This window comes from Ulvibacterium sp., from assembly GCF_028285715.1.
Classification (GTDB): domain Bacteria; phylum Bacteroidota; class Bacteroidia; order Flavobacteriales; family Flavobacteriaceae; genus Ulvibacterium.
Genome location: NZ_JANQOO010000017.1, coordinates 844111 through 859022, shown reverse-complemented (window position 1 = coordinate 859022; position 14912 = coordinate 844111). Strand labels below are relative to the sequence as shown.

General features: G+C 42.2%; 13 protein-coding genes. 4 read left to right on the top strand and 9 right to left on the bottom strand.

Annotated features, from left to right (window positions below; all coding sequences use genetic code 11):
- Position 1: 1 nt before the first annotated feature.
- Positions 2-859: a UDP-2,3-diacylglucosamine diphosphatase gene (locus Q0993_RS10815; protein WP_299532761.1), complete on the bottom strand. Its 858-nt coding sequence runs from the start codon at positions 857-859 to the stop codon at positions 2-4.
- A 299-nt stretch (positions 860-1158) separates the two neighbouring features.
- Positions 1159-4317, bottom strand: coding sequence for a response regulator (locus Q0993_RS10810; RefSeq protein WP_299532759.1), 3159 nt, complete (start codon positions 4315-4317; stop codon positions 1159-1161).
- Between the two features lie 236 nt (positions 4318-4553).
- Between Q0993_RS10810 and Q0993_RS10805 the strand changes: the two genes are divergently transcribed.
- Positions 4554-5078 carry a hypothetical protein gene (locus Q0993_RS10805; RefSeq protein ID WP_299532757.1) on the top strand — a complete coding sequence of 175 codons (525 nt, stop codon included), beginning with the start codon at positions 4554-4556 and terminating at the stop codon, positions 5076-5078.
- A 53-nt stretch (positions 5079-5131) separates the two neighbouring features.
- Here Q0993_RS10805 and Q0993_RS10800 read toward each other — a convergent pair whose 3' ends face one another.
- Positions 5132-5863 (bottom strand): HAD family phosphatase, encoded by a 732-nt coding sequence (locus Q0993_RS10800; RefSeq protein ID WP_299532755.1) that lies wholly within the window; start codon positions 5861-5863, stop codon positions 5132-5134.
- Between the two features lie 133 nt (positions 5864-5996).
- Here Q0993_RS10800 and rpiA point away from each other — a divergent pair, with 133 nt between their 5' ends.
- Positions 5997-6707 (top strand): ribose-5-phosphate isomerase RpiA, encoded by a 711-nt coding sequence (gene rpiA / locus Q0993_RS10795; protein ID WP_299532753.1) that lies wholly within the window; start codon positions 5997-5999, stop codon positions 6705-6707.
- 182 nt (positions 6708-6889) lie between these two features.
- Positions 6890-7093, top strand: a complete 204-nt coding sequence (locus tag Q0993_RS10790; protein ID WP_299532751.1) for a hypothetical protein — start codon at positions 6890-6892, stop codon at positions 7091-7093.
- 100 nt (positions 7094-7193) lie between these two features.
- On the opposite strand, the gene arsB is transcribed toward Q0993_RS10790, so the two are convergent.
- From arsB to Q0993_RS10760, 6 genes are all read right to left on the bottom strand, one after another.
- Positions 7194-8240: an ACR3 family arsenite efflux transporter gene (gene arsB, locus Q0993_RS10785; protein ID WP_299532748.1), complete on the bottom strand. Its 1047-nt coding sequence runs from the start codon at positions 8238-8240 to the stop codon at positions 7194-7196.
- Between the two features lie 2 nt (positions 8241-8242).
- Positions 8243-8872: a protein-tyrosine-phosphatase gene (locus Q0993_RS10780; protein ID WP_299532745.1), complete on the bottom strand. Its 630-nt coding sequence runs from the start codon at positions 8870-8872 to the stop codon at positions 8243-8245.
- A gap of 19 nt (positions 8873-8891) precedes the next feature.
- Complete coding sequence (locus Q0993_RS10775) at positions 8892-9224, bottom strand: helix-turn-helix transcriptional regulator (RefSeq protein WP_299532744.1); 333 nt, start codon at positions 9222-9224, stop codon at positions 8892-8894.
- A 148-nt stretch (positions 9225-9372) separates the two neighbouring features.
- Positions 9373-11562 carry a family 20 glycosylhydrolase gene (locus Q0993_RS10770; protein ID WP_299532742.1) on the bottom strand — a complete coding sequence of 730 codons (2190 nt, stop codon included), beginning with the start codon at positions 11560-11562 and terminating at the stop codon, positions 9373-9375.
- A gap of 15 nt (positions 11563-11577) precedes the next feature.
- Complete coding sequence (locus Q0993_RS10765) at positions 11578-12204, bottom strand: TetR/AcrR family transcriptional regulator (protein ID WP_299532739.1); 627 nt, start codon at positions 12202-12204, stop codon at positions 11578-11580.
- Between the two features lie 135 nt (positions 12205-12339).
- Positions 12340-13635 (bottom strand): hypothetical protein, encoded by a 1296-nt coding sequence (locus Q0993_RS10760; protein ID WP_299532738.1) that lies wholly within the window; start codon positions 13633-13635, stop codon positions 12340-12342.
- Between the two features lie 115 nt (positions 13636-13750).
- Here Q0993_RS10760 and Q0993_RS10755 point away from each other — a divergent pair, with 115 nt between their 5' ends.
- Positions 13751-14860: a hypothetical protein gene (locus Q0993_RS10755; protein WP_299532736.1), complete on the top strand. Its 1110-nt coding sequence runs from the start codon at positions 13751-13753 to the stop codon at positions 14858-14860.
- The last annotated feature ends 52 nt before the right edge of the window (positions 14861-14912 follow it).

The window sequence follows — 14912 nt, the reverse complement described above, 5'->3', positions numbered from 1 at the left end:
TTCACATACTGTTTTGCTCAATATTCTTGAATTCCTGCAGTAGATGTTCAAAGAGTACATTTTTCTCCAGGACTTCAACGGGATCTGCGACATCCACCTCCGAGGCCTTGGTCGATACGTCCTCGTTATAACTGTACAGTTTCCATTTACCTCTATGATATTCCAGCGAGGTTAGGTTTTCCACCCAATCCCCCGAATTCAAATACACTACGGAGCCTTTATCGGTTTTTATCCGCTTAATTTCCGGTTGATGGATATGACCGCAGACCACATAATCGAATTTCTTTTCTATCGCAATATCGGCAGCTGTTTTCTCAAAATCGCTAATGAATTTAATGGCCGATTTCACCCCATTTTTAATTCGCTTTGACATGGAAACGGGCCCTTTCCCCATTTTTTTACTAACAAAATTGACAAAACGGTTCAAGAGAATAAGAAAGTCATATCCAATGGCGCCGAGCTTTGCGATCCACTTGGAATGCTGCATGGTTACGTCAAAGACATCTCCATGGAACATCCAAGCTTTTTTTCCTTTTAAAGAGAGTACCACCTTGTTCGATATGGTAAAGGATCCCAAACTAAAACCTACAAATTTCCGTAACATTTCGTCGTGGTTTCCCGTAATATAGTACACCTTGACCCCATTGGAAACCCATTGCATAATCAGTTTCACTACCTTCATATGGGATTTGGGCCAATACCGTTTGCTAAACTGCCAAATGTCTATGATATCACCGTTTAGTACAACTTGCTTGGGTTTTATGGACTTCAAATAGGCCAATAACTCCTTGGCGTGACATCCATATGTACCCAAATGCACATCTGAAATGACCACAAGGTCCACCGATCTTTTTTTCATAGGAAATAGGGGGTGTTGGTGTCTTTATGAAACCTGATTGTCAACGCAGTAGATATAGACCATGAAGCAAAACAGGGGAGGTACAATGACTTGCTGGACGCCAAAATTTGCTGTTTTTTCATGCCAAAACAATCAGGTTATTCAAAGTTTGTAAATAATCCTTTAGACTATTGCAAAGTTGGTTTTAAGGTTGCGTTAACTACAGGTTATCAATGATATCCCCATTTATGGCTTTCAACCATTGTCAAGTTCAGCGAAAAAAAAAGCGAATCCTAATATGTGGTGGGGTTACCGATTATCTAAGAGGCATATTGTGAAGGTGTTTTGCCGAAAAGCTCCTTAAAGCGTTTTGTAAAATAGGAAAGGTTGTTGAACCCTACCTGATAGGCAACTTCCGATACATTTCCGGCTTTGTCCCTTAGCAATTGTGCCGCCCTTTTTAGTCGGTAGTCGCGAACAAAGTCTTGGACGGTTTGATCGGTAAGCGCGCGCATTTTACGAAACAACTGTGTTCTGCCCATGCCTACCTCTCTTGCCAAATCCTCCACTCCAAAGGAGGAGTCGTCCAAGCGCTGTTCCAGGGTATGCATCACTTTTTTGAGAAAACGTTCATCCGTAGAGGTAACGGCCAATGCCTTGGGCTCCAAACGGAGCTGCCTGGTATATTTTTCCCGTAGCAACTGTCGTTGATCGATCAGGTTTTTGACCCGGGCCCTTAGCTCCTTCTTGTCAAAGGGCTTAACAATATAGTCGTCCGCTCCTGTTTCGATGCCTTTGAGCTTGGAGGCTTGAGAGGCCAATGCGGTAAGTAATATCACTGGGATATGACTCGTTTTCTCGTCCTGTTTTAGTTTTTCGCACAGTGTTGTTCCGCTCATTCCGGGCATCATTACATCGCTGATTATAATATCCGGGATTTTCTTTTGGGCCAAATCAAAACCGTCAACTCCATTGTTGGCCTCTTCAATTTCATAGGTGTCTTGCAATTGTTTCCGGATATACATTCGTACATCGGCATTGTCCTCTATAATCAACAAAATGGGAAGTCCCTTGGTTTTGACCTTTGGAACTTTGAAATCGCTGGCAGCCATGGAGGGGAGTATACTGCGCAAGTCCTGGACATTCTGGGGATGTTGATCCTCAAGTACGATGTTCTCTTCCTTGAACCGCTCCCTGGCTATGGGTAGAATAACCGTAAAGGTGGTCCCTTTGTCTTCCTCGCTAGCTACGGCAATATGTCCCTTATGCAATTCTACCAATTCCTTGGTCAAGGCCAAACCGATGCCCGTTCCTGTTTTTTCTTGGGTAGGAGGGCCCTTCACTTGGTAGAAACGATCAAAAATCTTTTCCTGTTCCGGACCTGATATGCCCAAGCCGTCATCCTTTACCGCTATTTTTAAGAAGGTGCCTTCTCCTGAAATTGTACCGTTCCCATCCGTTAATGACGCACTAAAGTCTATTTTTCCTCCTTCCCCAATATATTTAAAGGCATTGGACAAAAGATTGTTGATAATCTTTTCAAGGGCATCGGAATCAAACCAACCCGATGTTATTTCAGGTGCAACGTTTATATGGAATGAAATATCCTGAAAGTCGGCCAGCGAACTAAACGCCGCGGCCCGCGACCTCAAAAAAGTCTTGAGGTCGGCTTCCGTTAAACGCAAGGGCATATTGCCGGCCTCCAGTTTCGCAAGATCAAGTAACTGATTTACCAGATCTAAAAGCTTTTCGCCGTTTTGCTTCATTAATTGATAGCTTTGTTGATGTTCCCTGTTTTCCGGATTCGAGGATAACAAATCGTTCAAGGGCCCAAGAATTAAGGTAAGCGGCGTGCGAAATTCGTGGGATACGTTTGCGAAAAAACGTGATCTAAAGTTTACGAACTCCTGCTGTTTTCTGTTGACAAGTTCACGGGATTTAAGCTTTATAGTATAGTTTCGAAATAAAAGGAGAGAAATAATAATCAATGAGACAATTCCCCACATCAGTAGGTTCCTTTGAACGGAACGCTGCTTGATCAGGGCTTCCTTGGTAGCTACTTCGGCTTGTTGTAACTCCTTTTGCTTAACCAGAAGTTGTATCTGTTGGTCTTTTTTTGCAGTCTCGTATTGGATTTCCCGAGCCACAATGTTTTTGCTTGTTTCCTCATCAAAAATACTGTCCTTTAATACATAAAATTCTTCCAGATAAGAAAGTGCCCTGTTTTTATTTCCCATTTTCTTGTGCAGGTCATATAAGGCATAGGAAAGTTTGCTTTTAATGTCTTTGCTATCGGTTTGTCGGGAGATCTCCCATCCTTGCTCAAAAGCCTTTTTTGCCGCTGCCCATTGTTGCCCATTCGCGTGTAGGGTGCCGAGCTCAAACAGGCTTAGGGCAATGTTATGGTCATCCAACTCAATTGATTTTTTTAAGGAAATACTTTTGTTAAGAAATTCAGCGCCCTTTACCGGATCAGCATCGGCATACAGCACTCCTAAACTGTGGTAATTAAGGCTTACTAAATCCTTGAAATCACCTTCTTCCGATAGCCCCAAGCTTTTATCGAAATAGTAAAGTGCGGAGTCCCTTTGGGAACTTTTATCCATGGCCACACCAAGACTGTGATAGTTGGAGGCCGTAAGTCTTGCATTGCCAACCTCCGTGCTGTTTTCTAATGATGCCCTGTAGTATTTTAGTGCATTTTTATAGTTTTCCATGTTCTCGTATACCCCTGCGATGTTTTCCAAACAACTGGCCAATAGATAACGGTCGCCTTCCTGCTCAAAGATTTCCAATGCAGAGAAAAAATCGGTTAAGGCCAAGTCATAATTGCTATAGTTCCATTGTATGGTTCCAAGATTAAAATTCACCTTGGCTACGGATAAGCTATCACCGGCTTGGGTAAAATAGGGAAGGGAGGCCGTAAAACTTGAGTAGGCATTCTGGTTGTCGCCCTTATACAGGAAGACGGCTCCCATGTTTAAGTAACCATCCGCTATCCCCAAAGTGTCCTTGATTTGGTTTCGATAGTCAAAATCCTTTTGGTAATAGGTGATGGCCTTGTCATACTCGGCCAATGATACATGGAGAAGCCCTAGATTATAGTTAATGTCGTGTACCCCATCCAAATCACCTAATTTTTGAAATAAGTCCTGGCTTCTTTGATAGTAAAAAATGCAGCTATCTGTAATCCCGGAATAAAGAAAATAGGTCCCTCTTATTTTATCCGCCGAGGCCATGCCATATTCATGGTCGCTCGCTGAAGCTAGGTCGTATGCTTTTTTTGCATAGAGATAGGAAGTATCCAAACTAACCCCTCTATAGGCGTTGGCCACATCCAAAAGTAGTTGGATACGGGTAGTATCGCGGTCAGAACTAGCTTCGAGCAATTGTTCCAGACTATCGATTTTTGAGGCAAGCTGGGTATGGGCTGCCCAGCAGTTTAAACAGATAAAGCCAAAAACAATAAGCTTTCTCATATTGACCGGATAGGCGGTTGGTGCACCTACTAAGATAGGGGTAAAATCGGTCTTTTGTATAGCGAATCCTTAGATTTCCTTGATAATGAGTTCGATACGTGTAACATAGGTGTTAAAAATTGGAACATCCGTGGTAAACCCTCGCTTTCTATACAATTACTTTTGAGAAGGCATTGTGATTGTTGAAAGCATACTATTGCGGATAGTTTTATGTTGAATCAAAACAAGTTGAAATAATGAAAAACAAAGTTTTGGATTACTCGAATAGGAAAGTAAGGTCAATATTCTCCTTGGGTATTGTTCTAATAACCATTGCCATATCCCTTTCCTGTAGCAGTGATGATGAGGATCTGTCCATATCCTTGGATGGCCCTGTGCTTTCCGTTTCCGATTTTACTGGAAATTGGGTAGCTATAAGTGCAGTTTTTGAAAGTATTGATGTTTCCGGTACTCGATTGGACATTATTGAGGAGGGCGGAAGTGCTACGCTGACCGTCCAAGCCAATGGCCGATTTGCCATCACCATCAACACTCCCGGGCTAGGCTCGGAAACATTTTCCGGGGAACTTGGTTTTAATGGTGAGGAGTATGGAGACCTATTGATAATCGTCTTTGATGGTGATGCCAGGGACGATTATGAATTGTTCAATATCGCAATCGAAAACAATGTGTTGTTTCTAAGCGGTATAACCACTTTTGATTTTACAGGGAACGGAACGGAAGAATCTGCCGTAATCGATTTGGGTTTGGTAAGAAGTTAGCGAATGTACCTATGTACAGCGCGAAGAATGACCAATTTTTTAAGGGGTAAAAACTACGATTTGGCCTTAATAAAACCAAATACCCTTGCACTAAGTTCTTCAAGCGTGTCTACGATATAGGCTTCTTCCAATAGATTACAGGAATGTACGGAACTTCTTGTTACATCGTTCGTAACGGCAAAGACCTGCATTCCGGCCTTGAGTCCGGCCTTAATGCCATTAACGGAGTCTTCAATGACCAAGCATTCATCTGAATTCAACTGGAGTACATTTTTTGCCTTAAGATAAATCTCGGGATTTGGTTTGCCTTTAGCGACATCGTCCCGTGTAAGTGTCAAGTCAAGTTTATCGGCTATCCCTAGTATGGCGGTCATCCTTTTGGCCTGGGGCAAATGGGACATGGTAGCCAAAACAATTTTAAACTTTTCTGTATGGGCCTTATGTAAAAGTGCAAGGGTAAAGGGGCAAAAATGCTCGGACAAAAGAACTGCATCCTGAAGTATTTCATCATAGATAAACAATCTTTTATTGATGATGCGCTCTTTAATAGTATCGGAATCCTGGGTGCCCAGGTACTGTTCCAATTCCGATTGGAATTCCCCGTAAAGACCTTCCACAACCTTTTCCCGGGATAAACCTACGAATTTTCCAAAAACATCCATTACCTGCTTTTCCCCCACAGCTTGTTCGGTCAACTGTTGTATGGCCTGTGCATACGAAGTTGCCTTCAGTACTTCCGTTTGGATAAGTGTTCCATCCAGGTCAAAAATTAGGGCTTTGATCATTATAGGTCGAATTTAGGAAAATTTAGGGCAAAAATTGCACACAATTTTAAGTGTAGAATTACTTAGCCTGGAAATGAAACCAATACCCTAATTTCTTAGGGATTGGCTATTTTTGGCTACAAAGAATTTTAGAATGAAATCGGCCAGCATGGAACATGAAAAGAAAATTGCGGCTATAGCGTCTGTCTCCTTGGTTAAAAACGGGATGATAGTGGGTCTGGGCTCCGGTTCTACGGCGATACACATGATCCGTAAATTGGGGGAAGAAGTTGAGAAGGGGCTATCTATGAAGGGTGTACCTTCCTCTGAAAAGACTGCCCAATTGGCCCAGGATTTAGGGATACCACTTATACCCTTGGAAAAGGCCGGTAGGTTGGACATCAACATAGACGGGGCGGATGAATTTGATCCGCAATTCCGATTGATAAAAGGTGGCGGCGGTGCACTATTGAGGGAAAAGATTTTGGCATACAATGCGAAACTAAATGTAATCATTACCGATTCTGAAAAGAAGGTCAAAACCTTGGGGAAATTTAAATTGCCTTTGGAAACCATTCCTTTTGCCACTCCAACGCTACATGCCGAACTAAATGAAATGGGTTTGAAGCCTGTGCTCAGGGAACTTGATGGAAAGCCGTACAGAACCGACGAAAATAATTGTATTCTTGATGTCGATATTCTTGAAGTAAGGGATGTGAACGAATTGAATAGAACGCTTATAGAAATACCCGGAGTGGTGGAAACCGGCCTTTTTCTGAAAACCACGGACCTTATCATCATGGGACAGGGCAATGAGATCTTATTTTTTAGGAATGATCGGGAACGGGAACCTAGCTCTACATAGGAGAAGGTAACGGTTTAAGGCGGCAGTAATTCAAATCCGTGACACAAGAAAAGTATGGTTTATAATGTCCATTTTATGCGGGAGACAGGAGATTACGGAAGATAATCGGTGTTTCGGGTTATTTTTTGATTTTTGCCTTATCTTAACACCTTGGTAACCTATTAGAATCATGAATCGATAAAATGGGCAAAAAATTCAATCGAGAAGAATTCAAACACCAATTAAAGAAGGAAGACCCGAAAGTCATTGATAAAGCGTACTTGTTGGCCAATGGGATGATCGAGGTTCACGGATACTCAAAAGAGAAGGCGTTTCGGGAGGCTTTGGCCATAGCAAGAACCTGGCTGGAAAACGGGGAGCAATACCCCATAAAAAGGGAATGGTGAAGACCCCACAATGCCCATCCAAAACAGATTGCCTAGAGATTCTCATTTCTCCCCACCCCTAAAACAAAGGATTAGCAAGTGCTTTCCGGATAGTCATATGTTATACCGTTTGAGGCCTGTAATATTTTTTCCTCAACCAGAAGGCTACCCTTACCAAAAGAATAAGAGCAGGTACTTCCACTAAAGGCCCGATTACCCCGGCGAAGGCTTGGCCGGAATTCAATCCGAAAACCGCTATGGCCACGGCAATGGCCAGTTCAAAATTGTTTCCTGCAGCCGTAAATGCCACCGAAGCTGTTTTGTCGTACTCCGCCCCCATGGCCTTGGTAAAGAAAAAACCGATGATAAACATCAAACTAAAGTACACCAACAAGGGTACGGCAATGATAAGTACATCCATAGGTATCTCGACGATCAGTTCACCCTTTAGTGAAAACATTACTATAATAGTGAACAGCAATGCGATTAAAGTAATTGGCGAAATGGTGGGAATAAATTTTGTTCTGTACCATTCCTCCCCTTTGAGTCTTACTAAAACCAAGCGACTAAGAATACCCAATAAAAATGGAATTCCAAGGTATATAGCGACGCTCTCGGCAATGGTTACTATTGAAATGTCCACAATAGCCCCTTCAAAACCAAAGTACGGGGGGAGAACGGTAATGAATATCCACGCATAAAAACTGTAGGCGAACACCTGAAAGATGCTGTTCAATGCCACCAGTCCCGCACCGTATTCGCTGTTGCCTTCTGCAAGGTCATTCCAGACCAGTACCATGGCGATGCAGCGCGCCAGGCCTATCAGGATGAGTCCCACCATATATTCGGGATAATCCCTCAAAAAAACAATCGCCAGAAAGAACATCAAAATGGGACCGATAATCCAATTTAGGAGCAGTGATATGGATAGTATCCTGGTATTGCGGAACACTTTGGGCAATAAGGCGTAGTTTACTTTAGCCAGCGGTGGATACATCATCAATATTAAGCCTATGGCAATGGGGATATTGGTGGTGCCACTGTTGGCCGTATTTAGCAATTCGGGAAATGACGGGAAGAAGTATCCGATACCAACGCCTAAGGCCATAGCAATGAAAATCCATAGCGTTAAATTTTTATCCAGAAAACTCAGTTTTTTGTTTGCCATGGTTACGCCTTGATTTTAGAAAAAACATAGAATAGTTCGGTCGCTATCTGCAGACTGCGTTCTTGATATTTTTCAGCTTGCTGCGGGGTATTATCAAATGCCTTGGGGTCTTCATAAGTTATCGGAATCCGTTTTTCGGCACCCGCTATGAAGGGACAGCCTTCATCCGCTTGTGAGCAGGTAAGGATGGCCGCAAATTCATTGTTGGGATTAAAATCGTCATCAAAGGTTTTTGAGAATCCAATAACGGGATACGCATTCTCAGCATATTTGATGGCATACACCGGATTTGGGCCTGGGCCTATGGTTTTCACTTGAAAACCGGAATCGGCCAAAGTCTTGGCTGCCATCGGAAAGAGGGCCGTGGCTTCCGTTCCCCCGGAATAGCAGTGCACATTTTTAATATTGAAATAAGCGGCTAAAGTCTGTGCCCAAACCTGTGATAAATGACTTCTTCTGGAGTTATGGGTACAGATAAAGTTGAGCCTTATCTCTTGTCCATGCTCAGCTTTGTTCTGTATAAAGGTGATGAGCGGCTGTAAGGTATCCCTGCGTTCATCGGAAATGGTATTGATCTGTATTGAGGATAGTTCTTGTTCTATTTTTTCGAAAACTATGGTCTTTGTGGTCATTGGTTTTTGTACTTTTTATTTAGCAACAATCATTGTTTGGGGGTAAATCTTGGTTTAAAAAATCGGACATTACCTCCTTCATGGCGGTCCAGTTTTCTTTGTCAATACAATAGCAGACACTTGTGCCTTCCACATTTCCCTTTATTAGACCTAAATGTTTCAGCTCCTTCAAATGTTGTGAAACAGTGGGCTGGGCCAGTCCAATTTCGTCCACCAAGCTCCCACAGAAGCAGGAATCCGTTTTGAACAAGTGTTGGAGTATAGCAACCCGTGCAGGATGCCCGAACGCCTTTGCAAAAACCGCAATCTGGTTTTGTTTATCCGTAAATATTTCAGTCTTGGCTAACCCCATTTCCTTTAGGTATCTATTTATCGCAATATTACGATAAATAAGGTCGATAGCAAGTCGGTGCTAGCCGAATCCTGCTAATCTTAACCATTTCTTAAAATGACTTCTCCTGAAGGTGGGGAAGGGGCAAGGATGGTTTTGACGGGCAAATTCAATCTCCCAGATACCAATTGGCTCCACCGGCAATGACCTTTTCCTTAAATCGTTCTACCGATTTCCCAAAGCCACTGCCTTGTTCAACTTTTAGGAGTTTATGTATCTGTTCTTCCAGATTTCTAAAAGGTTTCATACTCCTTTCCAGGCCCCCTTCCTTGTTCCTAAGGAGCCATAGTCTTCGGTGTTCCTCCTGTATCGAAGTCAGACGATTCAGCATCGCAGTGAGGTAGTCCACTCTTTGGCCGCTGGTCCAATCTTCTTTTTGCTGACCATAGTTTCTGATTTCGGCACCAAGGCGTAGCATTTCTATGCCATTTCTAAGTTCGTTCCTAACTTCGTTCCCCGAGTCGTTTTGGGCCGCAAAACTTGTTTCGTCAACATGGACATTCAAATCAATTTCCAAGTTGTCCAAATGTTGGTTCAGCCCGTCCATTTGGAAATGCTGCTGATTCTCAAAACGGTCTTGGAACAATCTGAACAAGGAATCCCCCACCAGTTCCGGAAGCTTTTTCTCCAAAGCCCCGTAAATGGTCTTTTCCAATACCGGATCGGCGATACCAAATTGGTAGGCCATAAAATTGTGGCTCATATTGGGCAGGTGCCGCTCTTCATAGTGATAGGAACGTCCCATATTTAGGACGATACCCCCAAGATCTTGATTTTTATCATTGAACATATAGGTGTTTAGATACCGCTCCAATGGAAGATTTCGCGAGGTGGCACTATTCCAACTTATGGCACCGGCATATGCAAATCCAGGGTAGCTCACCGGAATATATTGCCAATGTCCCAAATCGCCCCAATCCGTCAACAACATGCCCTTGGCCCCATTTTTAAGACCGTTGATTATGGCATTTTCAATATTACCCAGCATATTGTCCGTTCTACCGGTAAGGGTCATCCAACTGCTGGTTCCCGGGCATACCAAAAAATCAAGCCCCTGCTCCTTTATCCGGCGGGTGTTTTGGTAAAAGGGATGTTCGGCTTCGTATCCCCATTCCAACACGGTAATGTCCCTGGGCATATCTTTCAGTAGTTCTGGGTGCTTACCGATGATATCGCCCCACATCCAGAATTCCTTGCCTTCCGCTTTGGCCAAATCGTACACTTTTAAAACGTGATCCAAATAAATTTGCCCCACCCCGATTTCCGCTGCCAATTCTGCGGTATTACAATGACCCAGTTCAAAAGGTTCGTCCAGATTGGCATTGAATATGTTTGAACTGAAATGCGGCAACATGTCCTTCATCATCTTTTCGATCAATTCAATGCTCTCCTTGTTTGATGGATCTAGGGTAGTTTTTACTTTGCGCATGGGCATTATTTCATATCCGTCAGGACATTCCGCCAAGTGCCCATAGGCCGTGGTTTGTAACCAAGCCTGCATATGCCCCAAGGAATTTTGATTGGGTACAAGCTCAATAAACCGCTCCTTGCAATAGGCGTCCAACTCCCTTATCTCCTCTGGTGTTACGGGCGTTTCCTTGCCTTCCCATAGTTCCCTGAAACTAGGATATCCAAAAGAGAATCCCTCTACATACAATTGTAAGTGATTGTACTTGAGCAGTGAAAGTTGATCTACAAGTTCTTTTAAGGTATGCATTTGGGGTACCTTATCCCGGCTTATATCCAACATCAAACCTCTGACGGTCATATCCGGTTCGTCCTCAATTTTTAGGCAATCGATGGTTTGGGGGAACTGTTTTTTCAAATGATGTAGGGTGATCAGGGCATAATAAGCGCCGGCGGAATTACCGTATCCAATAGTAATACCGCCTGGTAGGATTTCCAGTTCATACCCTTCAGGAGTCAAACCGTTCATTTTTCTAAATAGAATTGGACGTGTGAGCGAGGTTGGTTCATTGTCATTTCCAAGAAGCCTATCCATCCAATTCGCCGCTTCGGGTAGGTCGGTGGAGACCTCCCATCTCTGGGGCCAGCTAAATTGACCTTTTTTCGGAAAAAACTTTTTGGGTAATGGGAGTAGGGACAACCCACTGATCGAATCGTTTTGAAGTTCAAACCGGTAAAAGGATAAATCCTCATCGGTTATTTTAGCTTCGTTTTGACTGAACTCCTTATTTGCTTTGTTGTATTGGGTATTGAAAAAAACAAGAATTCCAATGAGTAGTACGAACAGGCCTAAGAGGATGTAGGCTGCAGTTTTAAACACTTTTTTTATCATTTGAAGGTGATTTAATTAACTGAATTGAAAAGTGGACTGCTCGTATTGTTCCAATTTTTGAACCCCGGTAGGGGTACACATTCCCCTGAGGAATACGAATACGGTACTTTTTACCAAAACCGGGGCCGAGAGGGCCAGATGACCATAAACATTTTCCCTTGTTATTCCGCTATATAGACGCTGGAAGCTTATCCAAGATACGTTTGGATCTACTTCCTGGCGGAACAATCCATTTTGGATACCTCGCTGGAGGATGTCATTGAAAATGGACAGCATTCTATCGTTGGCTTCAAAGATTTCGTCCTGAAGTTTGGGGTAATACTTATTCAATTCAGCGTAGAATTTCGGATTTACATCAAATTCCAATGCTACAATACGATGCATAACCTTGGAAAAAGACTCTATAGCATCTTTGGAATTGAGGCTTATTTTCAATAACTCGTCAAATAGTAATTGATAGTGCTTGTTGAGACATACTCTCAAAAGCCCTGTCTTATCAGCAAACAATTTATAGACTGTTTTGGTCGAAATCCCAGTGAGTTCCGTGAGTTGCTTTATCGTAAAGGCCTGTATGCCGTTCTTTAAAAATTCATGTAGGGCAATTTCCAGGATTTCGTCTTTGGAGATTTCTGTGACCGGCATGGAAAATATTTTAAATCGCATATTTTCCACAAGTATAATGGAAAATATACAAGTACTCAAATTTTCCATATGTTTTTCCTGAATTTATTTTGATTTTAGTAGGATCGGGAAAAAATTTCCCATATACCAATCCATTTAGGGTTTGGTAAAATCATCTGAAAAAGTAGTCGCGCCATTGGCGTTTTTGAGTAGTACATCGTCAATCATACCAATACCATTGAAAAAATAGCTGATCTCCATTATGGGGCCAATAGACTGGTCATAGTTACTGGAAAAGATAGAGGTTCCGTTTAGCTTCAATATCACCTTTTTATTTTCGGTCAAAACATCCACTTTTTGCCATTCATATACTGAAGTTCCGAACATACTTAGGTCTTCGTTCTTTCCATTGTGCATAACATCGCCCAATTGCGTTCCTAATTCGCTCTCGCAACCTTTGTTTCCGAACATGATCCAATAAAACCCATCCATACCCTGTACATGCAAGTTAAAAATAGGGCAGTCTATGGCTTCCAAGGGTTCCATTTTAAATCGGATGCTATGCTCAAAATTATCCCCATCCAGACCAAAATCCGTCACATAATAAAAAGCCAACTGCATTTTCTTGTTTAGGTCGATGCCCTTTTGCGCCAATCTTGATTTTTCGATTCCCAAATAATCCTCCTTTAACCAGAAAGTGGGACTAAACGTGTAGATTTTTTCCATGGGCTGCCGGGCGGCCATAAACCAATCCTCATAGGTTACATGTATAGGCAGTTCTTTAATTATGTTCCCGTCCGCGAACAGCTTGGCCGTAAAATATCCGGGGATATAGTAAATATCCGTCCGTTCATGGGTTCCCTTAAAAATTTCGATTTTTCGGCTAGTATCCCAACTCTGTTGCAAAAAGAATCGGTTAGCGTCCACACCTTCAATATCATAGCTAAAAACAACGGTATTAGGTATTTTGCCTTCAACCGTTTTCTCGTAGGAAAAGGAAACTTCCTCGGCTGCTCTTGATATGGAATTCGAGGACTTGGTACGGTAAAGGTAGGTCCCCAAAACCAATGCTAGGAGTGCTACTAGAAGAATTAAAAAGTAAAACCTAAGGTCTTTGGCTTTCCAAGGCTTTTTCGCGATTTCCCCCTGAAATACGGTTCGTATCTCAGGATTTAATTGCTCCTTTTTAAGGGAATGCCAATCTTTGTTATACGCCAAGTGTGCCAGAATATCCAGGGTAGTGGTATGGGGCAATCTTTCAAACTCGTTTTTCCATATTCTTTTCACCGTGGACAGGCTTAATCGGTGGCCTGTTTGATCCTCAATAAAGAAAACAACAAATTCGTAGTCCTTTTGGACCCAGCCCGGTACGCCGTAAAGACCGGAAGCCTCTTCGATGCGCTTTTTTATGGCTTCTAAAAGATTTTTGTCATTGTCTGATATGTGACTCATCTACAGTGATTTACAAATATGGATCAAAAAAAAATCTAAAACGGTTGAAAAATAAGGGCTTTACTACACATAGCTTCCATTAGTTTAAAATGGTATTTATTTAAAATCATCAATCATGAAATTACAGCATTATTTTTTGAGTTTAGCCTTTCTTTTATCCATACAATCCGTGAGCGGACAGGAAGCTTTATTTGAGCAGGGTAAATGTATTATTCTATCCGAAGAAAACAAACCTACAGCGTATATCGATACTATTTATAAGGGCAAACGCAGTCTTAAACTGGATGGAAGAAAACAGTCCATTGCATTGACAAAGGACAAAAATGTAAGGAACTTTAGAGTAGAAATGGATATCGCCGGAGAGGTTATGTCGGGATTGGGATTTCGGGTACAGGACAAGTTCAACTATCGCTTCATTTATTTTAGGCCGGGAATGGGGGGAACCCGGGAAGCCATACAATATATCCCAATTTACAATGGGGCCCTGAGTTGGGTATTTTATAATTACCCCATTTATGAAACCACGGCGGATGTCAGTTCCTTGGAATGGTTCCATGCAACCTTTGAGGTTAGGGGAACTAATTTAAAAGTCTTTGTAGATCACGGCCCAGAACCGCAAATGGATATTCAGCTTTTGGATTCGGAAGTTTCCGGAGGCAATTTTATGCTAAGGAGCTTGTTCGGGGTTTCCTATTTTGCAAACATTACCTATGAGGAGCTTTCGGAGGATAAGCCCAAAATTTCCAAACCAAGTACAAATACTTTTTTAACATCTTGGGAAATCTCGGAACAATTTCCCAGGGACAGTGTTTCCGGTCATTATGATAGGTTGATTAAGAAAGCGGATAAATCTAAAAATTGGAAGGCGATAGACCATCCACAGGACAAAACTGTAAATTTTGCTAGATACTTTAAATACCCTAAGGGTATTGTGTTGGCCCGAAAGAAGTTGAGTTCCGATAGCGATAAAAATTCCATGTTGAATTTTGATTTTGTCGGCAGGATCAAAGTTATGCTGAATGGCCAAGAGGTTTTCAACTATCAAAAGATAAAATTTGAACGCATGTTCGATGGCACTTTTAGGATAAACCTGAATCTTAAAAAAGGGAATAACGAATTATTGGTCGTCACGGAAGGGGATGCTGGTTTTTTTGGGGAAGGTTTTAAATATCTGGGGAGATTGCAACATACCAATTGGGGATTTATAGCCCGATTAGAAGATTAAAACTGGACTCTTTGCCGTAGTTTACGTAACAAATCCAGTATCCGATGCTATT

What these genes read in the sequence shown, in the direction of transcription:
- Q0993_RS10815 (WP_299532761.1), bottom strand. Translation starts at nt 859, where the DNA reads ATGAAAAAAAGATCGGTGGACCTTGTGGTCATTTCAGATGTGCATTTG.
- Q0993_RS10775 (WP_299532744.1), bottom strand. Translation starts at nt 9,224, where the DNA reads ATGGGGTTAGCCAAGACTGAAATATTTACGGATAAACAAAACCAGATT.
- Q0993_RS10805 (WP_299532757.1), top strand. Translation starts at nt 4,554, where the DNA reads ATGAAAAACAAAGTTTTGGATTACTCGAATAGGAAAGTAAGGTCAATA.
- Q0993_RS10755 (WP_299532736.1), top strand. Translation starts at nt 13,751, where the DNA reads ATGAAATTACAGCATTATTTTTTGAGTTTAGCCTTTCTTTTATCCATA.
- Q0993_RS10770 (WP_299532742.1), bottom strand. Translation starts at nt 11,562, where the DNA reads ATGATAAAAAAAGTGTTTAAAACTGCAGCCTACATCCTCTTAGGCCTG.
- rpiA (WP_299532753.1), top strand. Translation starts at nt 5,997, where the DNA reads ATGAAATCGGCCAGCATGGAACATGAAAAGAAAATTGCGGCTATAGCG.
- Q0993_RS10810 (WP_299532759.1), bottom strand. Translation starts at nt 4,317, where the DNA reads ATGAGAAAGCTTATTGTTTTTGGCTTTATCTGTTTAAACTGCTGGGCA.
- Q0993_RS10800 (WP_299532755.1), bottom strand. Translation starts at nt 5,863, where the DNA reads ATGATCAAAGCCCTAATTTTTGACCTGGATGGAACACTTATCCAAACG.
- Q0993_RS10760 (WP_299532738.1), bottom strand. Translation starts at nt 13,635, where the DNA reads ATGAGTCACATATCAGACAATGACAAAAATCTTTTAGAAGCCATAAAA.
- Q0993_RS10765 (WP_299532739.1), bottom strand. Translation starts at nt 12,204, where the DNA reads ATGCCGGTCACAGAAATCTCCAAAGACGAAATCCTGGAAATTGCCCTA.
- Q0993_RS10790 (WP_299532751.1), top strand. Translation starts at nt 6,890, where the DNA reads ATGGGCAAAAAATTCAATCGAGAAGAATTCAAACACCAATTAAAGAAG.
- Q0993_RS10780 (WP_299532745.1), bottom strand. Translation starts at nt 8,872, where the DNA reads ATGACCACAAAGACCATAGTTTTCGAAAAAATAGAACAAGAACTATCC.
- arsB (WP_299532748.1), bottom strand. Translation starts at nt 8,240, where the DNA reads ATGGCAAACAAAAAACTGAGTTTTCTGGATAAAAATTTAACGCTATGG.